Below are 26024 nucleotides of genomic sequence, written 5' to 3' on the forward strand. Positions count from 1 at the left end.
GCAGTCGTCTTTCGTTTGGAGGAAGATTAGTAATGGATCTCGAAATGCTCGAACTCATCCGACGCGTTCTGCCACTGACAATCGATATCGTTGATGTACTCAAACATTCGATCGCGGATTGCGGCCAGGAATTCGCTGCACGCCGTCTTCGTTCCTTCAGCTACTAGCTCGACATTGCCGCTGGGTAAGTTTTTGACCCACCCGGTGATGGGGTGAGATCGGGCAATCTGGACGGTGGTTTGACGAAATCCGACACCTTGCACTTGGCCGCTGAATACGACGTGCAATTGGGTAGACTCATCCGTCATGTCACCATCCCAGGGAAGCAATGCGAGGGCAAAAGCAAGCACTCATCATAGTTCACCAGCCACAGGTCAGCTAGATGCTGAAACTCTATACGTGGCAAGATGTTGGATGGATCGGAAGATGAAGCTTTCTTTATGCGAGTTGTGCTAAATCTGTCGACTGATAGCACTTCCGGCGACAAAAACTTTCTGAGATTGACGCCGAACATGCCACCTTGGTAGCGTTCGCTCACTATGAAATGCTCAACTCCGCACCATTTTGTCGTCTCCATCTTCTTCCTCTTAGTTGCCGTAGCCACCGGGCAAACCCCGTTGGCGGCACCGTACGAGGGGGTTCTCGTTTTGACAAATGGGAACGCGATGAAGGGCAAGATCACCCGCGAGGGGGAATTCTACGTCCTGGCGATCAACGATAACTCAGTCGTCCGGATGCCGGCTGAACGCGTTTCTTTCGCTTGCAAGACGATGGAAGAAGCTTATTTGAGGCAAAAAGCGAGCGTCGGAACAACCACGCTGCGCGACCATGTGGAACTGGCGAATTGGTGCTTGAGCCTCGATATGTGGGACGAAGCCACGTATCACCACGAGATTGCGATGCGATCAGGGCCCAGCGACCCTGACGTGATCCGACTTGATCGGCGATACCAGGTGAAGCTTGAAGAGCGGAACAATCCCCACGGAGTCAAACCAGTCCAGTACACGCAGCCAATTCCCAGGCCCGTCTTAAGGGAAGCGGAGGTGACTTCTCCAGCGGACGACCAGAACGAGCCAGCCCTTTCGCCAAAAGTTGTCCAGTATTATGCCAGTACCGTACAACCGATCATGCTCAATAGCTGCACGGTTCACGGGTGTCATAGCGTGAACTCCGAGAATGGGTTCAAGATCGTACAGTTCGAGAATGTCCGCCTGATGCCGCGCCGATTGACGATCCGAAACATGAATTCGGCAGTCGATTACGTCGATTTCGCGGATGCTGCAAAGAGCAAGCTCCTTACCAAGAGTGCGGAACGCCATGGTGAGGGTGGCTTACCGAATCTATCCCCAGAGCAGATTTCTGCGATTCGAGCTTGGGTATTTGGCGTTGCGCGAAGCGGCAAGCCGAATCGACGTCCTGCCGACTCCGGCGTAATGCCAGTTTCGTTCAACGCTCCTAGTGAGGGACAATCGCACGACGGTGGCAGTATTGATATGCCAGTTGCATTTCAAGGAATGGAGACATCGACTCCGCAGGCTGTGAATCCTCTTTTTCAAGCGAATGCTAATGCAGACCACACAGGCGTTCCGCGTCCATTCCGGTCGATGCCGCAAAGGGGACTGGATGTACCGGAAATGCCGAAAGTGCGGGATGAGTTCGATCCGGAGCTGTTTAATCGTCAATATCATCCCAAATATCAGGCACCGCTATTCCCGGAATAGAGAAGACCGAATTTCTCCAAGACGCCAAGAAGTCTCGATTACTGGAAAGCAAATCGGGATGCCGCAGCATGGTAGCCGGAGCCATCCAGCACCAATGGGCGACTTCTTTTTCGTTGATTTGCACCTCGGCGTCTTCTGCGATGTGCGTTAACCACCACGCTACGGATGTTCCCCAGCCAGTTACGTTGGTGTAAAGACGATGGCCAGCAGTCGCTAGAATCCCTAATTCTTCCTGTATTTCCCGGATCAACGCGTCTTCTTCCGACTCGCCCAACTCGATCTTTCCCCCCGGAAAACAAATTTTGCCCGGGGCGGCAACATGTTCGCTACGACGTATGGTTAAAAACTGATTTCGCCAAAGAATGACGCCGACGACCGCTCGTTTTCCGTTGCTGGGCTGCGGTGAAGTGGACATGGTTGGTGGCAACCCTATTTTTCCTTAAGTTGTTTTCTGGCAATAATTACTGCCGGTATGGTAGGTGAGGAGCGATTATTCGTTCCGCTGACGCCAAGCCACACCCATTAACTGCTACAATGTAGCCGCGTATAAATCGTTAAAGAACCGTGAACTTGTCCGACTGCTGAGGATAATTGCATGGCGGAAAATCCGCGTAACGAAGAACAACCCAACGAACGCCCCCCCAACGGTAGCGGTATGCGATCGAATTTTACCGTTGTCGCCCTCGGTATCTTCGTGGTGGCGGTGTTGTTCATGCTGATATCGACCGCCGATCCTCCGTACACCGAGCTGAAGACTTCTGAGTTTTACGCCCAGTTGGAAGACGGTAATGTCAAAAAGGTTACCCTCGATGACCGCGAAGCACGCGGCGAGCTCAAAGTCCCTCTGAATGTTAAGGAAGAGAAGGATGGCAAGCTCGTTGACAAGCTCGATTCTGAAGGCGATCCGATCAAGCGTCCGACAGCGTTTCGAACGCGAATCGCTTCGCAGGATTCGCCGGAATTCGCACAGCTGACCGAGATGCTCCAAAAGCAAAAGCAGAAGCAGCCTGGCTTGGAATGGGATATGGATAATACCTCCCAGGCCATGCAGTCGATCATGTGGATCGTGTTCATGCTGCTACCTCTGGTGATTCTGTTCGTGATCTGGAACAGCGTTCGCCGCAGCCGCGACCAAATTATGGGAGGTGGTTTCCTCTCTGGTTTCTCGAAGAGCCCGGCCAAACGGTACGAAGCAAGCCGCAAAGCAGTGACATTCAACGACGTCGCTGGCTTGGAAGGTGTTAAGAGCGATTTGATGGAGATCGTCGATTTCCTACGCACGCCTGAGAAATTTGAGCGACTTGGTGGGACGATTCCGAAAGGGGTGCTGTTGGTTGGCCCTCCTGGTACCGGTAAGACGCTGTTGGCCCGAGCGATCGCTGGCGAAGCTGGCGTACCGTTTTATGCCATCAACGGTTCCGAGTTTATCCAGATGTTCGTCGGTGTCGGTGCCAGCCGTGTCCGCGACCTTTTTAAAACCGCCAAAGATAACAGCCCAGCGATCATATTCATCGATGAAATCGACGCGGTGGGGCGTCAGCGTGGTGCTGGTTTAGGTGGTGGTCACGACGAACGAGAGCAAACACTCAATCAGATCCTCAGCGAAATGGATGGTTTCGTCCAAGGGGAGACGGTGATCGTCGTCGCCGCGACCAACCGCCCAGACGTTCTCGACCCAGCGCTTCTAAGACCTGGCCGATTTGATCGTCACATCACGGTCGATCGTCCGACATTTAAGGGGCGTGTCGAGATCTTCAAGGTTCACGTCCGAGATGTGCCGTTAGCCGACGATGTTGATATCGAACGACTTGCTGCCGGCGCGGTAGGACTGACTGGGGCCGACATTCGCAACTTGATCAACGAAGCTGCCTTGTGGGCCACGCGACAAGATCGTGACGCAGTCACGATGGAAGATTTTGAATATGCCCGCGACAAGATCTTGATGGGGGCCCGTCGAGAGGAAGCCCTGGTCGCTCGTGAGAAGGAAAAAACCGCATACCACGAAGCAGGTCACGCGCTCCTTTCGTGGCTATTGCCCGGCGTCGATCGCCTGCACAAGGTAACGGTTATTCCTCGCGGACGTGCCCTTGGTGTGACGCAAACGCTGCCGGAGGAAGACCGGATGAATATCAGCGAAAGTGAACTATACGATCAACTCGCGTTCATTTTAGGTGGTCGAGCAGCGGAGCGTATTGCCTACAACGAACTAAGTGCCGGGGCAGAGAATGACCTGGAACGAGCCACCAAAATGGCCCGGCGTATGGTCACGCAGTGGGGCATGAGCGAACGTTTGGGGCCGGTGAACTACAAGATTACCGACGAAGACCCATTCCTCGGTCGCGAAATCCACGAAAACCGCCACTTCAGCGAGCACACCATGCAGATCATCGACGACGAAGTCGCTCGTATTCTGCATGAAGCTCACGACAAGGCGATCGACGTGCTGACCACGAATCGTGAAAAGCTGGTCAAGCTGACCAATGCTCTCTGCGAACACGAAGAGCTTTCCGATCAAGAAGTGGAGCAATTGATCGGTCCTTCAGTGCACCGCTCGAAAGCGAGCAAATTGAATTCTGAAATGGAGATTGCCTCCAACGGTTTCGTCGCCCCGTCGGCAGACCTAAAGACCGAAGAGGCAAACCAGTCACCAATCGAGTGACGAAACGATCGCATGGCGAAAAAAGGTAAGGGACAACAAAAACGCCGAGTCGAGTTCAGGAAGAACCGCACGCAAAAAGTGCGGCAAGGTGATATCACCAAGCGGTTCAACCGTGACGAATTCGATGCGGATAAATCAGTCACACGGGAACGGATTTCCGGCAAAGGTGAACTGACTCGGAAGCGGACCATCATTAGCAGTGAAGATGCTAACGCGGACGATTCGGATAACCATGCGATCCATATCGACAAAGAAACTTGTCTTCCCGGGCGTGTGCTGCGTGTCCAAGGGTTGGTAAGTGAAGTCGAAGCCCGTGATAAGTCGGTTTATCAGTGCGCCACGCGCCGTCTGCTGAAGACCATGTCGACCGACGTTCGCCATGTGGTCGCAGCGGGTGATCACGTTTGGTTTCGTCCCAGTGGTGAGAGCGAAGGAATCATCGAAAGCGTTGATCCTCGCTACGGCGTGCTCAGCCGAACGAGCAAAGGGCGGCAGCATATAATCGTCGCTAATGTCGACCAGCTAATTATCGTCAGCAGCGCTGGAGAACCTGGTTTAAAGCCGAACCTGATCGATCGCTATCTGGTCACCGCCGAGAATGCCGGTATCCGACCACTTCTTTGCATCAACAAGATCGACCTGATCGATCCGGCTGAACTACAGACGATCGTCGGAGTTTACGGCAGCTTGGGATACGAGGTCCACTTGGTGTCAGCAAAGGATGGTATTGGGATCGATCGTCTACGTCGAGCATTGCACGGGAAAGATACCGTGCTATCCGGCCAAAGTGGTGTCGGCAAGTCTTCTCTGTTAAATGCAATCGAGCCTGGACTTAATCTACGTGTCAGCGCCGTCAGTCGTGAAAACGACAAGGGAAAACACACGACGACGACGGCTTCCCTGATCCCTCTCGCGACGGAAGGGCATGTGATCGATACACCTGGGATTCGCCAGTTTCAGCTGTGGGACATTATCCCGGAGGAAGTTGCTGGTCTGTTCCGTGATATCCGTCCCTTCGGTAATCTGTGTCGCTTCCCGAACTGTACGCATACCCACGAGACAGATTGTGCCGTCAAAAATGCAGTTGCGGACGGAATTCTAGACACCCGTCGTTACGAGAGTTATTGCCAAATTCATGCAGGCGATGCTGCGTAGTTACCTAAGTGACCGATTGTGCGGTTGAATCTTCCGTAAGGGGCGTCTAGCACGATTGGTCCGATAATGCGGCCCAAACCAATCTCGGCCGACCTTGACGATCGAGCGTTCTAGCAAACTTGTGCTGCTGTTTGACGGCTGGTCGGTTACAATGAAACATGGATTATTCGCGGTTTCTCATCACCCTAGCCGCCCACGTCGAAGACGTTTGTCCCAAGACGTGGCGACAAATCCTTCTCGTACAACGAATTGATGTCTGATTCACCCAAAGATTCCGACGGTACGCCGCCTGTCCGCAACGATCGTGTTGCGTCGACTGCGGACCGCCTGCCGGAACCGCCAGGCAGCGATTCCGCGACGCATCTGCCTCGTCCGGTTGATCATAACTTTCTCGAAGAACCACCAACGGTTATTTCTTCCCGTAAAGGAAGTGCTCACGATTCGCATGGCCGTTCGATATCGTCTATCGAATTGACGATCGGTCGAGAACTGGTTGGCCAGACGCTCGGGCATTTTCAGCTGGATGCTTTCGTCGGTGCTGGCGGTATGGGAGCCGTTTTCCGTGGACACGACACACAATTGAATCGACGTGTGGCGATCAAGGTCCTTTCGGGCGAGCATAATGCCAAGGAAGAAACCGTTCGCCGGTTCAAGAATGAGGCGCAAAGTGCTGCCCGATTAGATCATCCCAACATCGCCCGCGTATATTTCGTTGGTGAAGATAAGGGATGGAACTACATCGTCTTCGAATACATCGACGGAACTAATATCCGTGATGAAGTCGAGCGGAATGGTCCTCTGGAACTGGAACTTGCGATCAGTTACCTGGTGCAAGTTGCCGAAGCACTCGACCATGCAACGACGCGCGATGTGGTTCACCGTGACATTAAACCGTCAAACATCTTGGTTGACTCTCGCCACCTTGCGAAGCTGGTCGATATGGGACTGGCACGTTTGCACCAGGTCAATTCACAAGACAGCGATTTGACTGCTTCGGGCATGACGCTCGGAACGTTTGACTACATTTCGCCTGAGCAAGCTCGCGATCCACGCAGTGCTGACGTACGCAGTGACTTGTACTCACTGGGATGCACCTTCTTCTTTATGTTGACGGGGCGTCCACCGTTTCCGGAAGGAACCGTGCTGCAAAAGCTTCTTAGTCACAGTGGGGAAGAACCGCCAGACCCGCGCGAGTTTCGCCCTGAGTTGCCGGATGAAGTCGTTCATATCTTAAGCCGATTGATGGCTAAGAATCCCAACGATCGATTTCAGAAACCGGGTGAATTGATCGCGGCAGCGTTGATCGTGATCGACGAATTAGGCCTGGCCGCTCCGCACGTCACCTCAGCCGTCTACGTGCCCACCACCGAGCAACGGAATACGATCCTGGAGCGGCATCTGCCCTGGGTAATGCCTGTCGCGATTCTGCTTGCCATCTGTTTCGTCGCCGACGTGATTTGGTCGGCCCAGGATGACAGCCTCATTTCGCAGCCGTCGTATGTCAACTTCTCCGACTTACAACCGGTCGATGTCGGTGAAGAGACGGCCGGCAGTGATGGGGCGGGGACCTCAAAAACGGAAAGTGGTGGCGCCAACGTTATTCCGATTGAAATCGAAGACGCGAAACCAAAGTCCCCCGTAATGGCTCCCGAATCGGGTAGTTCCGTGGCAATGGACTTGCCGACAACAACATTGCCACGCTCGTCCGACGGCACGTTTGCGGAGACAACGAAGCCATCGGCCACAGCCCCGTCAGATGTCATGTCGGAAGAGGTTATTTCTCCTCCGATTTCCGTAGCAGCGAATGTGATTGTTGTGCCGACCACGGTCGACACATTGTACGAAGCGATCACCATGGCTCAGGCCGATCCAATGCTGGATACGATTGAACTTCGCTACAACGGTGAGCGATCGGAGCGGCCACTGTTGGTTGAAGATGCCGGTCTAACGATTCGTGCAGGTATTGGCTTTACCCCGTCGATTGTTTTCACGCCGCTTGAGTATGAACCCGAACTGCTCAACCGCATGATCCTGATCACGCGAGGCAGTCTCACAATACAAAATGTCGCCATCACCATGGCGGTACCTCCGGCGACGACACGGTCTTGGACGCTGTTCGAGATGGAGAATGCAAAGCAATTGGTTCTCTCCGGGTGCCAGATAACGGTGGAACGTAGCGATGAAAAGATGTTCCGCGAAGAAATGCGGCGAGGCGTATCGGTAATTACGATGCGGCCTACGGCGATTGAGCCAGCCAGTTCGTCCACGTTGGCGACTTCGCGTTACAGTGCGATTTCTATCCAAGATTCGATGGTCCGTGGTGAAGCAAGCATGATTCGCTCGAACGGACAACAGCCGCTGAATGTCTTCTGCGATAACAGCTTGTTAGCCCTCTCCGGTAGTGTGTTGAGCTCGACCTCAACCGCGATCGATAATGCCATGAGCGGCATGGTGAAAATGAATTTCGACGGTTGTACGATCGATACCGGCGGCAGCGTGATTCGTCGAGACGGGGCCAGTTGTATCCCGCTACGGGTTAATATGAAAGACTCAATCGTGACCTGGGGAGTGACCAGTCCGTTTCTGAGTCAACGAAGCAGTACCCAGACGACCGACAACATCTTGAATCTGCTCGATTTCGGAGACAGCAACCTCAAGGCGAACGTCTACGAGATGAGTATGCCGTCACGAACGATGATGTTTCTAGCGTCGACCGCTCAGGCCAGCGACTCGCGATCCCTCGATTACGGTGAGTGGAAGGTGAAGTGGGAAGATAATTTCTCCGAACCATGTAGCTCGATTTGGGCGATGCCGTTGTCCCAAACCAAGCTTTATTCTGTACGCGGACCGCAAGACTATGTCTTGTTGGATGACCTGTCGCGGAACCTTGCTTTGCGTCCTGGTAAGCGAAATGCAGGGATTAATTTCTCCGAACTTCCATTTTTGCCTTCGCCCCTCGCTGGGGCCGGTAGGCCCAAGCCGGCGACCACAAATTGATCCAACAACGTTAATTATGCAGGTTGTCGCGTTGTACGAACGAACGTTAGAATCTTAACTTTCCTCGCTAACGCCGCTTACTGCGTGATTCGCTGCATGGAATTCTCGAACGCTTTTCGCTTTTGCTTAGTTCTGATTACTCTGTGGCCTCTGCTCGGATGTGGAGGTGGGTCGCCCGTTCCGACCGATACCTTGATCTACAGCCGTGGCGGTGATGCGAACGGTCTCGATCCGATTCATACCGATATCGGTGAATCGGTAAAAGTGATCGTCAACATCTTCGATACCTTAGTCGAGTACGACGAGACCACGCTTGATCTCGTTCCCTGCTTGGCGACCGAATGGGAAGTGACCGAAGATGGCCGTGAGTGGACGTTTAAGCTTCGTCCCGATGTTAAGTTCCATGACGGAACACCGATGAATGCGGATGCGGTGGTCTATACGTTCGAGCGAATTCTCGATCCTGATCACCCAGACGTCCATAACAACATCATTCCGTACTACTCCAACTACACCCAAATCGAAAGCATCGAAGCGGTCGATGATTTAACGGTTCGGTTCAAATTGAAGGAATCTCAGGCTACCTTCCTGGCGAATATGGCCTTATTTTCCTCAGGCATCGTCAGCCCAACGGCCGTCAAGAAGTATGGTCCGGAATTCACTCGTCATCCGGTTGGTGCTGGACCCTTCAAGTTCGATCACTGGAAGCCAGAACAAGAGATCTTGCTGGAACGGTTCGACGATTATTGGGGTAAGCCAGCTGGAGTTTCGCGAGTCGTCTTCTTGCCCACCAAGGAAAGCTCGATCCGTGTCACGCAACTCGCTCGGGGTGAAGTGCACATTGGTGATAATTTGCCCCCTGCAGAAATGGACAGCCTGGAGAACGCTCCTGGTATCGTGGTGCAGTCCACGCCAGGGATCAACATTGGCTACTTGACGATGCAAACCGAAAAGCCGCCGTTGGATCAACCAAAGGTTCGCCAGGCAATTTGCCATGCGATCGATCGTGATCGCCTCATCGATGTCGCCTACTCGGGCAAAGCCGAGAAGGCCAAAACCATGGTTCCGCCCACGCTGTGGGGACATGGGGCGAATGTACCGGATCGAAGTTTCGACCCCGAGCTTTCCAAAAAGCTTCTGAAGGAAGCTGCCGAAGAGAACGGCTTTTCTCTGCCAGTCAAGTTAGAGCTGTTCGTGATGGACCAGCCGCGTCCCTACATGCAGCAGCCAAGACAAACGGCGATCTTTATCAAAGATGCCCTGGAAAAGGTTGGTTTCAAAATCGAAATCATCACCAACGACATCGGGCAGCACTTTCAACGCATGACGCGGGGCGAACACGAACTCGGCTTGAGCGGTTGGAGTGCCGACATCGCGGACCCTCACAATTTCCTGCATACGCTTTTGCATTCCGACAACATCAACGATATCGGTGGGAATAACTTGAGCCGATATCGGAACGCGGAAGTTGATCAATTGCTCGCCGCCGCTGAGTTGGAACTTGATCAGGAGAAACGGACTGCCCTCTACGAACAAGCCCAGGAATTGATCTATGCCGATGCTCCTGTGTTGCCGCTAGTGCATGTGCCGGTGCGGATTGCTCAGCGGGACAATGTGAAGGGTTACAAGTTGCATCCCTCTTCGCGAGTGCGGTTAAAGACCGCGCGGATCGAGGGAGAGCAGTAACTGTGTGGAGCATGATTCTTTCGCGGTTGCTACAAGCGGTCGTGACCATGTTGATCGCTGTCCTGGCAGTATTCGTCGCGGTTCGTGTCTTGCCGGCCAATCCTGTCATCGCTCAATTTGGCCAACATGCCGTTCCTGAGAAGATCGAAATGGAGATGGCCGAGCGAGGTTGGAACGATCCGATCTGGAAGCAGGCAATTCGTTTCGTGGGCCAGCTTGCCCAGGGAAATCTCGGGGAATCCTTCGCTCGGCAAGGCGAAAAAATCAGCACACGTTTGAGTCATGCGATTCCTGCGACCGCCGAATTAGCGGTCGCGGCTATGCTGATCGCCGTACCGCTGGGTATTGGGATCGGCATTATTGCCGCATTGTGGCGGAATCGGTGGCCTGATTGGTTATCGATGGGCATCGCACTTCTCGGTGTCAGTGTCCCGGTTTTCTTTCTGGCGATCTGTTTGATCGTAATGTTCCCTTCGATGCCGAGCGGCTTTCGGCTTCCGCCAGGAACGCAGCATAGTATGACGACCGATTTCTATTTCCTCGAATCTCTTTTCACCGGTCAGTGGCAAATCACGGCCAAGTGCATTCGGCACTTGATTTTGCCAGCCACGGCATTGGCGACGATTCCGCTTGCCGTTATCTCGCGAATCACTCGAAACAGCATGCTTGAAGTGCTCGACTCCGATTATTTGCGAACGGCTCGGGCCAAGGGAGCCAGCATGTTCCGGATGATCCTGCGGCATGCGTTTCCCAATGCTTCGTTATCCGTCATGAATATTGTCGGCTTCCAGCTTGGGATGTTGCTTACCGGGGCGATCCTTACCGAGACAGTCTTTAATTGGCCTGGGCTGGGAAGGTACGTTGTTGATGCGATTCGCGACTACGACTACGCCGTAGTTCAGGCTTGTGCTTTGGTGATATCCGCGATCTTCGTTACGTTGAATCTCATACTGGACGTACTGTTCTTGGTTCTCGATCCTCGTCTGCGGGAGGGGAATCGAAGTTGAGCACTGCATCCATCGCTGAAGTTGGTGCCCCACCCGCGGCGCCATCGCTTTCTTCCCGTCTGATCCGGGTCCCCGGTATCTGGATCGGAGGCTTTTTGATTTTTCTGTTCGTCTTTTCAGCCATATTCGCGGATGTCATTTCGCCTTATGGGCCGGATGTTCGTGACGGGCAGAATCAACCACCTAGTAGCGAGCATTGGCTGGGAACCGACTCCAACGAAAAGGATGTGCTCACACGGGTCCTACATGGCTCGCGACTCTCGTTGATCGCCAGTATCACGTCGATTTCGTGTGCCGTTGTGGTCGGAGTGGGCCTGGGCATGTTGGCGGGCTATTATGGTGGCCGTGTCGATATGTTTGTCATGCGGTTGATCGACATCTGGCTCTCCTTTCCCAGCTTACTGATCGCATTCCTGGTGATCGCGGCTCTTCACCCAGGCTGGCCCGCGGTGATTATCGCGGTGGCGCTGATTAATGTACCGGTATTCGCACGACAGATACGTGCTGAGATGCTTTCACTCAAGCACACCGCCTATGCGGAGGCAGCGATCGCCGCCGGAGCGACACCACTCTACATGGTAATATTCGTCTTTTTGCCAGCAGTGACTGGGACAATTTGGGTGTTGGCCACGCTTGGCTTGGGGCACGCAATTCTGGAAGTTGCGGGACTATCCTTCTTGGGAATCGCTGGCGATCCTTCCCATGCCGAGTGGGGTGCAATGCTGGTCGAAGCGAAAGAATACTTGCACGTCACCATCTGGCCCGCAATTGCTCCGGGGATCGCGATTTCAATGACGATCCTCGGATTCAACTTGTTCGGTGACGGCCTACGAGAGGCTTTGAGCCGACGTTCCCGCGGAAACTAGCGATCTGCTGCAATAGCCTGACAAGCAGGAAATTGAGTTTTTTTGTGAACTCATCTCTGTCATTCGCGTACTAAAAACGGCGGAATATGCCCACAAATATAATGCTATCAAGAAGGATGGCATTTGTTTGCGCCAAACCGCCATGGGATTGCTTGACACGCTAAACTAAGCAAGTTTAACTAGTAGGGTAGCCTAGGGGTTACTGAATCACAATCTTCCCGCTGTCGATTATCCCACCTGCGACGGCATGAACACCTTTGGAATCTACTGCGGGAACTTTTTGCTTGGAGAAGACTTTCATGAAGAGAATTGCACTTTGTCTAGTGGCAGTCGTAGCTGCCTCGTCGTTTTCCATCCAATCAGCCTTTGCCGTCAAAGCCTTCGGCGATGCGTTTGCCGATCGGTACAAATTGGAAGAGCCAACGACCGACGCCGAAAAGTCCTTAGCCGCTGCCGTTAAGGAAGCCAAGTGCACCGTTTGCCACGGTGAAAAGAGCAAGAAGATTCGCAACGAATATGGTCAAGCTCTGGCCAAGCTGCTCGACAAGTCGGACTACGGTGCAAAACGACGCAAGGACGAGCCAGAAGCAGTTCAAAAGGAACTGTTCGAAGCTCTCGACAAGGTTGCTAAAGAAAAGTCGGTCTCCGGCCAAACGTTCGGCGAGAAGATCGCAGAAGGTAAGCTGCCTGCCGCTGAAGGTACTGATTCGGAAGAAGAAAAGTAATCGACTTCCGATAAGTCTCGCAAATCAAAAAAAGCCTCGTCACTTTGGCGAGGCTTTTTTCGTTCTTGTGTGTCGCGATATGCGTTACTTCACGCGAATACGGATGGAAGTCTCGAACTTGTCGCCACTGGCCAATACCCGCAAGCCACCATTATAACCCTGCCGGCGAAGCTGGAAGGCATCTGGGATGCACGTGTATGGCTCGATGCAGAAGGCTTGGCGATGGCCTGGGTTGTACAGAACGACCGAATCAAACTGGTCGTCGAACTGCTGTTCGATCGTTCGTCCAGAGCCAGGATCGTGAATGGAGGTCGTGCAGAGACCGTCTTCACATTCTAAACCACCGAATCCGTTATCGAACTGGGTGTCCTTGAACAACACCGGTTGAAAAGGATCGGTGTCGCGGTTGAATTGGTTGCCGCTGGCCATCTGATCCTTGAATTCCCAGGCGAAGGTATACGGTACGACAATCTCGCAAGCGTCGGCCGAGTCACCACCGATTGGCACTTTGAAGTATGGGTGCGTACCAAAACCAAACGGCAATGGCTTTTCCGAAGGGTTTTCAATGAGATACGTTCCGGTTAGCGTCGCCCCGGAGATTTCGTAGGTAGCCGTAACTTTAAAGTCAGTTGGCCACTGTTCTAAAAGCGTTGCATCATCTTTGGCGGCCTGAAACTGGGCCGTCACTTTCGAGTCCGTTTGTTCCACGATGCGCCAGGCGCGGTTCATCACGAAACCATGAATGGCGTTCCCTCGACCATCTCCTTCGGGGATTTCAAATTGGCGATCTTCCCAGCTTAGCCGGGTCCCTTTGATTCGTCCTGGGAAGGGGAAGAGCAGGGGGATCCCGCTGCTTGAGGGACGAGCAGTTCCGTCGGCGAAATCAGGAGCCGACCACAACACGTCGACTGACTGACCGTCAATCTTCGCGATGAACTCGAAGCAATTAAATCCGAACGTGGGGGCAATCTTCGCGGACGAACCCGTTTCTTCGTCACGAATTTCGATGACTTCCAGAGCCATATTGTGAATCTTCCAGATTAGGGATCAGGAGGACACTAATTAAACTCCGCCACGGCTTAACAACATGGCGGCAGTCATCAGCAGAATGGTTCCCCCGAGAACCAACGAGGCTTGATGGGCTTTCTTCGCTTCACGCTCGAAAAACGCCAAGCTGGCCAGCAAGTGCATCAACCACAGGGCCATCCCGAGGCTGATTGCAAATAAAGCGGTACAAAGGGGATCACCGCCCATCAAACGCGATTGTTGAGCCGAATTCAAGGAGGTAGTGAGCATAAAACCAACGACAATCTGACAAACGGTAGGGACCAGCGCGATTGTGAAGGCCGCTCCGGCAGTTGCTTCTCGCTGGTCTTCCGGCAAGCGTTTCAGGCAAAACATCCCGGTGATTAGCCCGCTAACGGCGAAAGAGGCCAACCAGAAATGAAGCGTGAACCAGATCACTTCGCTCTGAATCAGCAGCGATCGGAACTCACTCGAGTCGACCGGAGGATCGACGGATACCTCGCCGCGGGCCATCATCCCCACGATCGTAAATAGCGTGGGAAAGTGATACAGCAGATTCGTCGCTGCCAGAATTGCCAGGAAACGAGAAACAACACGTTTCCACATAGCTGCACGCTTGCCGTACTGCCACCAGGCAAGATACAGCAGCAAGCAAACGGCGGAGAAGGCTATCTCCATGAAGCCGTAGATAACTTTTGAGTCCCACACATTGGCCAGCGCCGCAAAGTAGGCGTCGGCCCCTTCCAGCCAAATCAGTAGTCCCTGAACGAGTCCCAGAACCATGCCCAGTGCAAACGCGGCCAGCGAGCACCAACCGACCAAGCGTCCTAGCCGAGCGACTTCCGGCTGGTCGCGTCGTATTGAGCGGATATCAAGCCAGATTGCCAACAACGGGCCCACTGCCGCCAGGTTCATCAACAACAGATGCAGGGAAAGAAATAGAATCCGCAGCCAGATCAAAAGGGGGCTCCAAACGATGGGGAGGGAATGGATCAACCCTTCGTTATAGTCGGTTCTCGTAACCACGGATGGACAATTCGACCAGCGTTAGACCGGATTTATTGGCTGAACCTCGAAAAAATCGATCTGTCCGGCAGTTTCTTCCAATCTTTTCAATTTTGCCCAGGAACAGCCGATTCATCGGCGAACGTAAATCGTTTCCTGGCCTCCAGAAGCAGCGATATTTCAAACGTGCCCATGTTGACGATCCGAAGGGCCGATTGTTAAATTGTGGGATTCCCGGGCGATTAGCTCAGTTGGTTAGAGCGCTTGCCTTACAAGCAAGATGTCGGGGGTTCGAGCCCCTCATCGCCCACTTTCCTAAACCCGTAACTCGGTTGGAGTTACGGGTCTTTCTATGCGCTAATTGTTTGCTCAAGGATCTCCTGACATGGACGAACGCGAAGAACTGTTGAGTGCTGCCGTGGAAGAAAACGGGTTAGAGTCGATGGATGAACTCGTCGATCGTTTCGGCCCTGAGAGCTACGGAAACCACGAAGCAGTCGATCGAATCTACTTGGCCGAAGCAACTTGGAGCGAGCACGTTTCCGGACATCCTTCGATCTTGCTGGACGCCGAAGCCTTCGAAAAGGCATTGAGGATCAGCGAACTCATGGCGGAACTCTACCAGCACATGGGTAACAAAGAGTAACGGTTGTTGACGGCACGGTTTTCGGAAGAGGTAACTGCCCTCCACCTTTGAGGCCAACGTTCTTTCTTAAGCCGTGCCAGGGCAGCCTTCTCAGTAGGCGTCTGGGGGATTATCCCGATTTTGAGGCGCTTTTCGCAACGGGCAGGTGGTAGACTCTTCTGCGTACCACCTTTCTGGCCCAAGGTGATCTACCCGCGCGCCGCTTAACCTACCTTTGCGGGTATTGGTTTCTTTTTGCTCGAGTGCATTCGGTATCAGACCTTAACAGGATCACCCCATGAACACCGTGACCCGTCGCCTATTCTGGATCTCTTTGGTCGTGCTTGGCACCGTCAGCATGGTCAGTGCGCATGACGAGGGAGAGGGGGATCTCAAGGTAACGACGCTTGCCAAGTCGAGCGATGCTTGGGACGACAAACCGTTGCCACACTATCCGACCGGCCAGCCTGAAATTACCGTGTTGAAGATCATCATTCCGGAAGGTAAGAAAACGCCACTCCACTTTCACAGCGTGATCAACGCAGCTGTCCTGCAAAAGGGGGAGGTGGATGTTCACATGCCCGATGGTGAAATGAAGAAGCTTAAAGCGGGGGACGCGTTTATTGAGGTCGTCGACAAAGCCCACTGGGGCGTAAACGTTGGGAAGGGAGATGCTGAGTTCTTAGTGTTCTATGCCGGGGAAAAGGGAGAGCAAATTACCCAAATTCTGCATGGCGACGAGCAGCCACCTATCAACGACGCCCGCGAAAAGCCGTAACATCTTTTCAGTTCTCACGGCAACATTGTCAATCTAGCGAAAGAATGTCAATAGTTCTTTCGCCTGCCGATCGTACCGAATCGCCTACCCTCCTGCAGCCGATGGTCGATGCCTGTTATGTTAATTTGGAAGAAGTCTTGCGCTATGAAGCGGACTTCAACTAGATGACAGACAGATCGATTGCCCATGAAAAGTTGGGCAGCAGAACGATAGGGTGCGAGTATGGCGATGACCCCGATGATGCAGCAGTACCACGAAGCAAAGAATGCTTGTGGCGACGCGATTCTGCTGTTTCGCATGGGTGACTTCTACGAGTTGTTCAACGACGATGCGGTCACCGCGTCCAAGATTCTCGGGATGACGCTAACCAGCCGTGACAAAGGGGAGAATGCCACCCCAATGGCAGGCTTCCCGCATCACCAGCTTGACTCCTACCTCGCAAAATTGATCCAGCAGGGTTACCGGGTCGGCATCTGCGATCAGGTCGAAGATCCCAAACAGGCCAAGGGAATCGTCAAACGTGAGATCACCCGCATTCTTTCGCCCGGCACGTTGACAGATGACTCGTTGCTAAGTCCTAAGGAAAGCAATTACCTGGCGGCCGTACTGGTCGAAGGAGAGCAAGCCGGAATCAGTTGGATCGAACTTTCCACCGGTCGATTCCTGGCAGGCGTTTTTGAGTCGGCCCGTCTGTCGGACGAACTCGCGCGGATTGCTCCGTCGGAGTGCCTTCTTTCGGAGGGGACAAACGTTTTACCGAAGCATACTAATGGCCAGTTTCTCCATACGCAGCGCCCGGCCTGGGCCTTTGGAGGGAAAGCGGTCGACGAGAAGCTGACGAAGCACTTTGAGGTTAAAAGTCTCGATGGTTTTGGCTTTGAGGAAACCGATCGACTGGCCGTCCGAGCCGCAGGAGCCATTCTCGATTACTTAAAAGAAACGCAGCGTGGTTCGCTGGAACATGTTCAATCGCTGATTCCTTATCGTCAGACCAACACCGTGGAAATCGATGAATCGACGCGGCGTTCGCTCGAGTTGACACGCACTATTCGCGATCAACGACGCGATGGGACACTAATCTCGGTGCTCGATCGTTGTCGTACGCCGATGGGGAGCCGTCTCATGGCGGAGTGGCTCGCGAGTCCTTTGGCAGACGTTGGCCAAATTCAGCAGCGGCATGATGCGGTTGAAGAACTTAAGAACGATCTGCCACTCTCCGACGCACTCGGGGAAGGTTTGGCCGGTGTCTACGATTTGCAGCGTCTGTTGACCCGCGTGACAACCGGACGTGCGAGCCCGCGCGATTTGAGCTTCGTTGGTCGAACCCTCTCGAAGCTGCCGCGGATTAAGGCGAAGGTAACTTCACGAAAAAGTAAACTTCTGTGTGAGATCGAAAGCCAAATCGATCTTTGTCCAGAAGTTCACGACAAGCTGATGGCCGCGTTAATCGAAGACTGCCCGCTGACCACGGCTGACGGTGGTTACATTCAAGATGGCTATCATGCCAAGCTTGACGAACTGCGTGGCTTGGCGGCAGGCGGAAAGCAGTGGATTGCTAACTATCAGGCCGAAGAGAGCAAGAAGTCAGGCATCGCCAACATGAAGGTTGGTTTCAACAAGGTGTTTGGCTATTACATCGAAATCACCAATACGCACCGCGATAAGGTGCCGACTTATTTCCATCGTAAGCAAACGCTGAAGAACGCCGAACGATACATCACGCCGGAGCTGAAAGAATACGAAGAGAAGGTGCTCAGCGCTGACGAAAAGGCGAAGTCGCTCGAGTACGACTTGTTTTCCGAACTGCGTGATTTAGTGCAGGATGCTGCCGATCGCCTACGCAAAACGGCCGTCGCGTTAGCGCAGCTCGATGCATTGGTCTCGCTTGGTAACCTGGCTCGCGATCGCAATTATTGCCGACCGAAGATGGACGACGGAGCTGAACTGGCCATCGTCGATGGTCGACACCCGGTGCTCGACGTGACCGAGGAAGCAGGGACGTTTATTCCGAACGACACCATGCTTGGCGGCGAGGTAGAAGACTTTGTCGCAATCATCACCGGCCCAAACATGGCAGGTAAAAGTACGTACATTCGTCAGGTCGGGCTGATTGCGATCATGGCCCAGATCGGCAGCTTCGTACCGGCCCGCGAGGCGACGATTGGCGTGGTCGATCGCGTGTTTGCCCGCGTTGGCGCGAGCGATGAACTATCGCGTGGGCAAAGTACGTTTATGGTCGAGATGACCGAGACGGCGCGGATTCTCAACACGGCGACCTCGAAAAGCCTGGTGATCCTCGATGAAATCGGTCGTGGAACGAGCACGTACGACGGGGTTTCCTTGGCTTGGTCGATTGTGGAATACATCCACGACCGGATCGGCTGTCGGACGTTGTTCGCAACGCATTACCATGAACTGGCGGATCTTTCCCAGTCGCTTGATCATGTCATGAACTTGAACGTCGCCGTCAAAGAATGGGACGATAAGATCATCTTCTTACACAAGATCGTCGCAGGGGCCGCTGACAAGAGCTACGGGATTTATGTTGCCCGCTTAGCCGGTATTCCCAACGATGTGAATGAACGAGCCAAGCAGATTTTGGCGCAGCTGGAACAGGAACATCTCGATCTGGAGGGGCAATCGAAGATTCGACCAAAACGAGATCGCCACCCTAAGTCCGATCTTCAGCTCACGCTGTTCGGGCCGAGCGAACACCCAGTGGTGGAAGAGATTCGCCAGGCCGACCTCAGCGGCATGACGCCACTGGACGCGTTTCAAAAGCTGATCCAGTGGCAGACTGACCTCAAAAAGAAACCGAAGGAATAGCTTACTTGGCTGCCGTTTCGCGATGGGTCGGCAGCTTGGCTTTGGTTTCCTGTCTCCACGCTTCGAGCTTGGCGTGCAGTTTCTTAACGAGTTCTGGATGCTGCTCAGCAAGGTTCTGCGTCTCACCGATATCGTCACGAAGGTTGTACAACTCCAGGTGACCATCTTCGTAGAACTCGGCCAGTTTCCAGTCGCCGTCACGAACTGCCGCCGACGGCGAGCCTCCTTGATTGCCGTAATGTGGATAGTGCCAGAAGATTGGCCCACGCTCGATTGATTGCCCTTCAAGTACGGGCGCGAAGCTCATTCCGTCGATGGTCACATTTTGGGGGGCAGCAATACCAGCGATCTCGAGCATCGTGGGAAAGAAGTCGACACTGCTGATGTACTGATCGGTAACGGTGTCTGCCTTCGTTACGCCTGGCCAGCGGACGATCATCGGTTCGCGGATGCCCCCTTCGTAAATCCAACCCTTGCCGCCCCGTAGGGGCAAATTGCTGGTCGGATGTCCTTCAGAGGTCGAGAGTCCACCGTTATCGGACATAAAGATGACCACGGTATCTTTCTCGAGTCCAAGATCATCAACGGCCGTAAGGACCTTGCCCACGGCTTGATCCATGGCTTCGACCATGCCGGCATATACGGCGTGCTCTTGGACGAGGCGAACTTTACGTTCCCCTTCCTGCCCCCAGATTTCGCCATGCTTTAAGGTCTTCTTCTTTTCGAGGTATTTCTGCTTTAGATCCTCCCGGGACATCAACGGCGTATGGACGGAGTAAAAGGAGAGGTATGCCAGAAACGGCTCGTCCTTATGTTCGGTCATGAACTTCACCGTTTCGGTCGCCAGGCGATCGGGGAGGTGTTCGCCGTCAGGTCCGTCTTCTAAGCGAGGATTTCCATACGGTGAAAAGTACTTCTTTCCGCCATACGGACCACCGCGGTCGATGCCACCTTGATTGACATCGAAGCCTTGGTTTTCTGGAAAGTACTTCTCGCTTCCCAAATGCCATTTGCCGGCAAAGAACGTTGCATAGCCATTTGCCTTTAAGACTTCGGCAATCGTGACTTCATCCAAAGCAAGTTGCATCTCGTAGTTGGCTGGCAACATTTTTGTCTTGCGATTCCAGCGTTCTGGCTGCGGCGCGCCGATGTAGTCGGTGATGCCGGTTCTCGTAGGATAACGGCCGGTCATGATACTGGCTCGCGTGGGTGAGCAAACCTGGCAGGCCGCGTACGCGTTGGTAAATCGCAGGCCAGTCTTCGCTAGCTGGTCAACGTTGGGAGTTTCGTAGAACGAACTGCCATAGACGCCAATGTCGGTCCAGCCGAGATCATCGACAAGGAAGAAGACAAAATTAGGCTTTCGCTGGTCCGCTTCCGCAGTGAGCGGGACAAGGACAACGGTCAACAACGCGAGTGCAGAGAGAAGCGTGCGCATGAGGACAAGACTTCCTGGAAGGATAGGCGGGAATGTGGAGGGTTTATTTTCGTTAACCCTCGGTTGTACGTCAAATTAGCCGCGAATTGGTCGGCCGCAGAGGCGGGGTTCAGTTATCGCAGGCGATACGGTTTGGGATCGACGTGCGGCTGCAAATTGTCGAGTAATTCCCAGGCCAGCTTGCCGGTCGCTGCCCCCATCGAAAGTCCCAACATGCCATGACCTGCGGAGATAATCACGTTGCCATATTTCGGTGCAAAGTCGATGTACGGCAGATCGTCCGGTGTCATCGGACGCCAACCGTACCATTCTTCGTATGTCTCTTCGGTGAATGGATCTTTTAGGTACTGTTTGGCGCCTTTCTTCAGCAAGGCCAAACGCTTTCGGTTGACCGTCGCATCGTAACCTCCAAATTCCATCGTCGAACCGAGGCGATAACCATCGTTAAATGGAGTAACGCCGACACGGCTTTCTTCGAGTAGCATCGGAATCTTCGGACAGATCTCGGGACGGGCCATCGTGATCGAGTAGCCTTTGCCGGGCTGAATGCGAAGCGTGCAACCCAACTCGCGATTGAAGAAAGGACTCCACGAGCCCGTTGCCAAGACGTATCGATCGGCTGCGATTTCACCTTGATCGGTTTGAATCGCACGCAATTTGTTCCCCTCGCCCACGAGTCCGGTTACTTTGTGCTGTTCAAGGATCTTCACACCAAGTCGGTCGAGGACCGTTCGCCACGAGCTTAATAGGCGATCAGGGCGGAGGTGGGCGTCGTTCTCATAATGCCACGCCCCAAACACGTCATCTTTGAGAGCGGGTTCTAACTTCTGCAAGCCGCCATCGCAGTGCGGCACAGCAGGCAAATCAAAGTCCTTGGCTAACCAATCGTTAATAGGGGCGAACTCGTCGAAGTGTTTCTTCTCGCGGAACACAAACAGGAGGCCGCGTTTCTCCCAATTGCATTCTAAGTACTCCGTTTCGATCAATGTTTCGTACAAACGTCGCGAGGAGTCGAGCAAGGCGTGCTTGCCGCGGGCCGCGGCTTTCATTTGAGTTTCGTTACAGTTCCACCAGAACCGCAGTAAGAAACTCCATAACGCAGGTGATAAGCGTGGCCGGATATAGAACGGCGATTCGCTGCTCATCATCGACTTCATCGTCGGACCAATGAGCCCTGGCATCGGAATTGGCGGGACGTGACTGGGGGAAATATAGCCGCAGTTCGCATGCGAGCAGGCGCCGCCGTGACGTCCTTGATCGACGATGGTGACTTCGTGTCCAGCTTTGGCGAGGAAGTAAGCCGCCGCGGTCCCGACGACTCCGCCGCCAATCACAAGGGTGTGGGTACTCAAGGTGGGATTCTTTCCGAGTCAGTTACTTCGATGCAGCAAGGTGAGAAACAGGAATCTTAGCTTTCGCCCAAGTTGTGTCGAAAGCCGAAAGTTAGGGGGTCGATTGGATCGATCACCACCTTCGTCTCCGCCGTTACGAAGGCCTCGCCCATGATGCGGGGGATGATCTTATCACCGCTCGATTGGTAAGTTCCTTCGAACATGCTTCCAGTGACCGAGGCTTGACGCCAAGTATCGCCGGGAGCCAGTTTGCCGGACGCAGCCAGGCAGGCCAGTTTGGCACTGGTGCCGGTACCGCAGGGGGATCGATCATACTCGCCACCTGGGCAGTATACGTAATTCACCGCGTCAGCATCTTCGCGGTTCGGAGGACCGACCAATTCAATGTGGTCGATGACACCTCCATCCGCTCCGCCAATCCCTTCCGAGTCGAGTGTCTGACGGATTTCCCGACTACACAACCGCAGTTGCTCGAGATTGTCCATCGAGATTTCGAGCCCGTGATCGTTGCACAAATAGAACCAGTTGCCACCGAAAGCGATGTCACCGGTCAACTCGCCGAAGTTGGGTGTTTGAATCGCCACCGTTTCGCGGTAACGGTAGCTGGGAACGTTAGCGAACGAAACTCGATTGTCTTCGTGAAGCGTGAAAACGACATCGCCGGCGATCGTTTCTAGAAGGTGATCACCGGGAGAGATGTTCCCAAGGTAAGCCAACGTCGCGGCGACTCCAATCGTGCCGTGCCCACACATCCCGAGATAGCCAACGTTGTTGAAGAAGACGACCCTGGCAACCGCTTCGGAGTTTTCTGGTTGGAGAAGCAGAGCCCCGACCATCGCTTCGTAACCGCGCGGTTCATGCGTGAGAGCGGTGCGAACCCAATCGTGCTCTTCCGACAATTCGGCGATCTGCTCAGCGATGGTTTCGCCCGACAACGAAGGTGCCCCGCCAATGATAGTGCGGGTCGGTTCACCCCCCGTATGGGAGTCGATCACGCTCAACTCAATTCGATCAGTCGGCAAAGGCATGCTGCGGTTCCCAGGTGGCAGAGGCAAAGCAATCGAGGACGAATCAAACCGTATATCATAAGGCGCAAAGCAGCTAAATCGAAACGGGGTAACGGTGACATGAAGAAGCGAAATTCGCCATCGGCTTCCCAAACAACACCGAGAATGTGGAAGAACGTTAACTGCCAAGCCGACCAGGAAGGGTAAGCAATTAGGTAAGCCGAAATTCCAGTTCGATTTCACAGAATAGTCGCTGATATCAATGCGATTTGTGGTCCGAGGAAAACTAATTGTCATCTACGGACTCACTACCGGTTGCCACGAACGTCCCAGTTTCCCGGCAAATTCGGATCAATCAACCTTTTAGGAACCCACATTTCGGCATAAAGTGGCTCTAGAAATAACCTTTCAACAACCGCGATTGACCCTCACCTCATCTTTTCCCGCGTTAAACCGTAGACACCAAGCAAGTTCTACGAAGTCAGGTATTTGTCATGGGTAAGTGGATTCAGGCCCTCATTTATTTCGTCCTACGGCGGTTGATGCATCGTCGGTACGATGTCGAAGTGATTGGGCTGGAGAAATTGGAATCGCTCGAAGGTCCGGTCCTGGTTCTGCCAAATCATCCGGCATACGTCGATCCGCCGATCGTGCTGAGTCATCTACGGTTTGGAAAGTCGCTTCGTCCGTTGGTGTTTACGGACACCTATCGCAGCCCGCTGTTCTATCCACTGATGAAGGTGATCGACGCCTATGAGGTGCCAAACCTGCAATCGCATAGCCGAGATGCGCACACCAAGACGACTCAGCTGATTGAAGAAGTCGCCGGCGAGCTTAACCATGGACAAAGCTTTCTGATTTACCCTAGCGGTCGTTTGCAACGACAAGGGTACGAGATTGTGGGTGGAGCTCGGATTGCATACGAATTGCTAGAACGCGTCGATAATGTCAACGTTGTTTTGGTCCGCACACGCGGTCTCTGGGGAAGTCGGTATGGATGTGCTCAAGAAGGGGATGTTCCCGCACTCGGACGCAACGCGCTGGCTTCCTTCTTTTGGGTGCTCGCCGGTTTGGTCTTCTTCCTGCCGAAACGCAAAGTCACGCTCGAGGTTCATCCGGTAAATCGCGACGAACTGCCGATGGAAAGCAAGACGGCCCTCAATCGCCATCTCGAAGGATTCTACAATGCGGATGGGGGAGAGACCGCGAAATTCGTTCCTTATAACTACTTCTTTGGACCACGCGAGTTCGATTTCGATGCGGTGAAGAAGAAGGGAGCGGTTGATTTAAGCGAGGTCCCTGAATCGACGGTTCATGAAGTCTACGAAATTGTCGAGCATCGACTCGATCGCAAACTAGAGGAGAGCGAAAAGGAGCCAAGCACGACGCTCGATATGCTCGGGCTTGATAGTTTGGAACGCATGGACCTGGCCCTTGAACTGGAACGCCAGTATGGCTTCCGCAGTGATCATGTTCCTGCGAGTGTAGGGGAGCTATGCTTATTGGCTGCTGGAAAAGCACCTACCGATGAACAGCCGCTGGAAGTTCCCGAAGGATGGGTCGACGAAACGAAAACTAGCACCGATTACCCTGAGATTCTCGCCGAGACAATCGCCGAAGCATTCGTCCGTCGCGCGCTTCAAAGTGCCAACCATACGGCAGTCGCTGATCCACTTTCTGGAGCGTTGAATTATCGCAAACTGTTGATTGGCGCGACTCTCCTTTCAAAACGCATTGCCAAACTGGAATCGAAGTCGGTCGGTATCATGTTGCCTGCGTCGGTCGCTGCCGACTCGGTCGTGTTGGCCACGCTCATCGCTGGCAAGCTCCCGGTGATGCTCAATTGGACGACTGGCCCGGCTGGCCTCCGGCATGCAACTGAGAAGCTGGAAGTGTCGCACGTCGTAACTTCGAAGCGTTTCATGGACCGATTGGGTGTCGAGATCGACGGCGTGGAAATGTTTTATCTGGAAGATGTTCGCGAAGGGATATCGACCTGGGAGAAACTACGGACGCTGATTGCAACCTATATCGCGTCTGGATCGTTCTTGAGTCATCTCCCACAGCCCAATCCAGATGATCCGGCGGTGATCTTGTTCACCTCCGGTTCCGAGAGTCTGCCCAAAGCAGTACCTCTTTCGCATCGCAATCTGATTGCGGACATGCGGGGAGGAATCGATCATATGAATTTCCATCGCAGCGACACGCTGTTGGGATTCCTTCCTCCGTTTCACAGCTTTGGTCTGACGGCGGCTTCGTTGATGCCACTACTATCTGGCATTCGAGTCGTACATCATGCCGATCCAACCGACTCACGTATGTTGGCTCGCATTATTGCGGCTTACAAACCAACGTTCACTTTCACGACGCCGACATTTCTTCAGTACATCGTTAGCAGTAGCGAGCCAGGTGAACTCGATTCACTGCGATTGGTGATGGTCGGTGCTGAAAAGTGTCCCACATCGTTGTACGAGCAAACCATGAAAATTTTGCCCGACCTTGATCTGTTGGAAGGGTACGGAATCACCGAATGCAGTCCCGTGGTTTCTGGAAACAAGCCGGGGCAAAACAAGCCTGGCACCATCGGATTGCCGATCAACTGCGTCGAAACGTTAGTCGTTCATCCCGAATCTCACGAGCCGTTACCGCAAGGCGAAGCAGGATTGCTGCTGATTCGTGGAGACTCGGTGTTTGATGGATACTACAAGTACGACGCGCCCCAGCCGTTTCTCGAGGTCAACGGGCATCGTTGGTATAACTCCGGCGATCTGGTGGCGAAGGACGAAGATGGATTCATTCAGTTCCGTGGACGATTGAAACGATTCTTAAAGATCGGTGGCGAGATGGTCAGCTTGCCAGCACTCGAGGCCCCTTTAGCCGAAAAGTTTCCGGCGGACGAAGAGGGGCCCAAGGTCGCTGTTGAGGGTGTCGAGAAAGATGGAGGCCGTTGTATCGTCCTGTTCACGACCGAAGACCTCACCCTTCGCGAGGCCAATGATCTGTTGAAACAGGCGGGCTTCCATGGCATCATGCGATTGGACGAGGTTCGTCAAATCGAGACGATTCCCGTATTGGGAACCGGAAAGACCAACTATCGACAGCTTCGCGGTTGGTTGGAAGAAGGTAGTGAGGTAACGGCAAATTCGTAATC

Annotated in this window: 19 protein-coding genes and 1 tRNA gene; 13 read left to right on the top strand and 7 right to left on the bottom strand. The window is 53.6% G+C overall.

The window, feature by feature from the left end:
• Positions 1-26 precede the first annotated feature (26 nt).
• Positions 27-308: an acylphosphatase gene (locus C5Y83_RS26690; protein ID WP_105332839.1), complete on the bottom strand. Its 282-nt coding sequence runs from the start codon at positions 306-308 to the stop codon at positions 27-29.
• 231 nt (positions 309-539) lie between these two features.
• Here C5Y83_RS26690 and C5Y83_RS26700 point away from each other — a divergent pair, with 231 nt between their 5' ends.
• Positions 540-1721: a hypothetical protein gene (locus C5Y83_RS26700; RefSeq protein WP_146117934.1), complete on the top strand. Its 1182-nt coding sequence runs from the start codon at positions 540-542 to the stop codon at positions 1719-1721.
• On the opposite strand, the gene C5Y83_RS26705 is transcribed toward C5Y83_RS26700, so the two are convergent.
• A complete protein-coding gene (locus tag C5Y83_RS26705; RefSeq protein WP_105332842.1) occupies positions 1672-2136 on the bottom strand; it encodes an NUDIX hydrolase in 465 nt (154 codons plus the stop codon). The two genes, C5Y83_RS26700 and C5Y83_RS26705, sit on opposite strands and share 50 nt — an antisense overlap.
• Positions 2137-2376: 240 nt before the next feature.
• Between C5Y83_RS26705 and ftsH the strand changes: the two genes are divergently transcribed.
• From ftsH to C5Y83_RS26740, 7 genes are all read left to right on the top strand, one after another.
• The gene (gene ftsH, locus C5Y83_RS26710; protein WP_409994603.1) at positions 2377-4380 is read left to right on the top strand and encodes an ATP-dependent zinc metalloprotease FtsH; all 2004 of its coding nucleotides are present in this window, start codon (positions 2377-2379) and stop codon (positions 4378-4380) included.
• 12 nt (positions 4381-4392) lie between these two features.
• Positions 4393-5535, top strand: coding sequence for a ribosome small subunit-dependent GTPase A (rsgA, locus tag C5Y83_RS26715; RefSeq protein WP_105332844.1), 1143 nt, complete (start codon positions 4393-4395; stop codon positions 5533-5535).
• A gap of 252 nt (positions 5536-5787) precedes the next feature.
• A complete protein-coding gene (locus tag C5Y83_RS26720) occupies positions 5788-8532 on the top strand; it encodes a serine/threonine protein kinase (RefSeq protein WP_105332845.1) in 2745 nt (914 codons plus the stop codon).
• A 96-nt stretch (positions 8533-8628) separates the two neighbouring features.
• Positions 8629-10218, top strand: a complete 1590-nt coding sequence (locus C5Y83_RS26725; protein ID WP_105332846.1) for an ABC transporter substrate-binding protein — start codon at positions 8629-8631, stop codon at positions 10216-10218.
• An 11-nt stretch (positions 10219-10229) separates the two neighbouring features.
• Entirely contained in the window at positions 10230-11225 is a 996-nt protein-coding gene (locus C5Y83_RS26730) for an ABC transporter permease (protein ID WP_233207387.1), read from the top strand.
• The gene (locus C5Y83_RS26735; RefSeq protein ID WP_233207368.1) at positions 11222-12091 is read left to right on the top strand and encodes an ABC transporter permease; all 870 of its coding nucleotides are present in this window, start codon (positions 11222-11224) and stop codon (positions 12089-12091) included. The genes C5Y83_RS26730 and C5Y83_RS26735 overlap by 4 nt, the downstream gene beginning before the upstream one ends.
• A gap of 299 nt (positions 12092-12390) precedes the next feature.
• Positions 12391-12816, top strand: coding sequence for a hypothetical protein (locus tag C5Y83_RS26740; RefSeq protein WP_105332847.1), 426 nt, complete (start codon positions 12391-12393; stop codon positions 12814-12816).
• Between the two features lie 84 nt (positions 12817-12900).
• Here C5Y83_RS26740 and C5Y83_RS26745 read toward each other — a convergent pair whose 3' ends face one another.
• Both C5Y83_RS26745 and C5Y83_RS26750 read right to left on the bottom strand, forming a co-directional pair.
• Entirely contained in the window at positions 12901-13839 is a 939-nt protein-coding gene (locus C5Y83_RS26745) for an aldose 1-epimerase (RefSeq protein ID WP_105332848.1), read from the bottom strand.
• Between the two features lie 39 nt (positions 13840-13878).
• Entirely contained in the window at positions 13879-14802 is a 924-nt protein-coding gene (locus C5Y83_RS26750; RefSeq protein WP_146117935.1) for a hypothetical protein, read from the bottom strand.
• 281 nt (positions 14803-15083) lie between these two features.
• Here C5Y83_RS26750 and C5Y83_RS26755 point away from each other — a divergent pair.
• From C5Y83_RS26755 to mutS, 4 genes are all read left to right on the top strand, one after another.
• Positions 15084-15157: transfer RNA gene (locus tag C5Y83_RS26755), tRNA-Val, on the top strand.
• A 75-nt stretch (positions 15158-15232) separates the two neighbouring features.
• Positions 15233-15493 (top strand): hypothetical protein, encoded by a 261-nt coding sequence (locus C5Y83_RS26760; protein ID WP_105332850.1) that lies wholly within the window; start codon positions 15233-15235, stop codon positions 15491-15493.
• Positions 15494-15770: 277 nt separating this feature from the next.
• A complete protein-coding gene (locus C5Y83_RS26765) occupies positions 15771-16250 on the top strand; it encodes a cupin domain-containing protein (protein ID WP_105332851.1) in 480 nt (159 codons plus the stop codon).
• 228 nt (positions 16251-16478) lie between these two features.
• Positions 16479-19076, top strand: coding sequence for a DNA mismatch repair protein MutS (gene mutS, locus C5Y83_RS26770; RefSeq protein ID WP_105333077.1), 2598 nt, complete (start codon positions 16479-16481; stop codon positions 19074-19076).
• A gap of 1 nt (position 19077) precedes the next feature.
• Here mutS and C5Y83_RS26775 read toward each other — a convergent pair whose 3' ends face one another.
• From C5Y83_RS26775 to C5Y83_RS26785, 3 genes are all read right to left on the bottom strand, one after another.
• Positions 19078-20514: a sulfatase gene (locus C5Y83_RS26775; RefSeq protein WP_105332852.1), complete on the bottom strand. Its 1437-nt coding sequence runs from the start codon at positions 20512-20514 to the stop codon at positions 19078-19080.
• Between the two features lie 113 nt (positions 20515-20627).
• Positions 20628-21866: an NAD(P)/FAD-dependent oxidoreductase gene (locus C5Y83_RS26780; protein WP_105332853.1), complete on the bottom strand. Its 1239-nt coding sequence runs from the start codon at positions 21864-21866 to the stop codon at positions 20628-20630.
• A gap of 56 nt (positions 21867-21922) precedes the next feature.
• Positions 21923-22894 carry a proline racemase family protein gene (locus C5Y83_RS26785; RefSeq protein ID WP_105332854.1) on the bottom strand — a complete coding sequence of 324 codons (972 nt, stop codon included), beginning with the start codon at positions 22892-22894 and terminating at the stop codon, positions 21923-21925.
• 473 nt (positions 22895-23367) lie between these two features.
• Here C5Y83_RS26785 and C5Y83_RS26790 point away from each other — a divergent pair, with 473 nt between their 5' ends.
• Entirely contained in the window at positions 23368-26022 is a 2655-nt protein-coding gene (locus C5Y83_RS26790; RefSeq protein ID WP_105332855.1) for an AMP-binding protein, read from the top strand.
• Positions 26023-26024 lie beyond the last annotated feature (2 nt).

Origin of the sequence: Blastopirellula marina, from assembly GCF_002967765.1 — a bacterium.
GTDB lineage: Bacteria > Planctomycetota > Planctomycetia > Pirellulales > Pirellulaceae > Bremerella > Bremerella marina_A.

Coding starts and splice junctions, on each gene's coding strand:
- C5Y83_RS26690 (WP_105332839.1), bottom strand. CDS start 308: ATGACGGATGAGTCTACCCAATTGCACGTCGTATTCAGCGGCCAAGTG.
- C5Y83_RS26700 (WP_146117934.1), top strand. CDS start 540: ATGAAATGCTCAACTCCGCACCATTTTGTCGTCTCCATCTTCTTCCTC.
- C5Y83_RS26705 (WP_105332842.1), bottom strand. CDS start 2,136: ATGTCCACTTCACCGCAGCCCAGCAACGGAAAACGAGCGGTCGTCGGC.
- ftsH (WP_409994603.1), top strand. CDS start 2,377: ATGCGATCGAATTTTACCGTTGTCGCCCTCGGTATCTTCGTGGTGGCG.
- rsgA (WP_105332844.1), top strand. CDS start 4,393: ATGGCGAAAAAAGGTAAGGGACAACAAAAACGCCGAGTCGAGTTCAGG.
- C5Y83_RS26720 (WP_105332845.1), top strand. CDS start 5,788: ATGTCTGATTCACCCAAAGATTCCGACGGTACGCCGCCTGTCCGCAAC.
- C5Y83_RS26725 (WP_105332846.1), top strand. CDS start 8,629: ATGGAATTCTCGAACGCTTTTCGCTTTTGCTTAGTTCTGATTACTCTG.
- C5Y83_RS26730 (WP_233207387.1), top strand. CDS start 10,230: ATGATTCTTTCGCGGTTGCTACAAGCGGTCGTGACCATGTTGATCGCT.
- C5Y83_RS26740 (WP_105332847.1), top strand. CDS start 12,391: ATGAAGAGAATTGCACTTTGTCTAGTGGCAGTCGTAGCTGCCTCGTCG.
- C5Y83_RS26745 (WP_105332848.1), bottom strand. CDS start 13,839: ATGGCTCTGGAAGTCATCGAAATTCGTGACGAAGAAACGGGTTCGTCC.
- C5Y83_RS26760 (WP_105332850.1), top strand. CDS start 15,233: ATGGACGAACGCGAAGAACTGTTGAGTGCTGCCGTGGAAGAAAACGGG.
- C5Y83_RS26765 (WP_105332851.1), top strand. CDS start 15,771: ATGAACACCGTGACCCGTCGCCTATTCTGGATCTCTTTGGTCGTGCTT.
- mutS (WP_105333077.1), top strand. CDS start 16,479: ATGACCCCGATGATGCAGCAGTACCACGAAGCAAAGAATGCTTGTGGC.
- C5Y83_RS26775 (WP_105332852.1), bottom strand. CDS start 20,514: ATGCGCACGCTTCTCTCTGCACTCGCGTTGTTGACCGTTGTCCTTGTC.
- C5Y83_RS26785 (WP_105332854.1), bottom strand. CDS start 22,894: ATGCCTTTGCCGACTGATCGAATTGAGTTGAGCGTGATCGACTCCCAT.
- C5Y83_RS26790 (WP_105332855.1), top strand. CDS start 23,368: ATGGGTAAGTGGATTCAGGCCCTCATTTATTTCGTCCTACGGCGGTTG.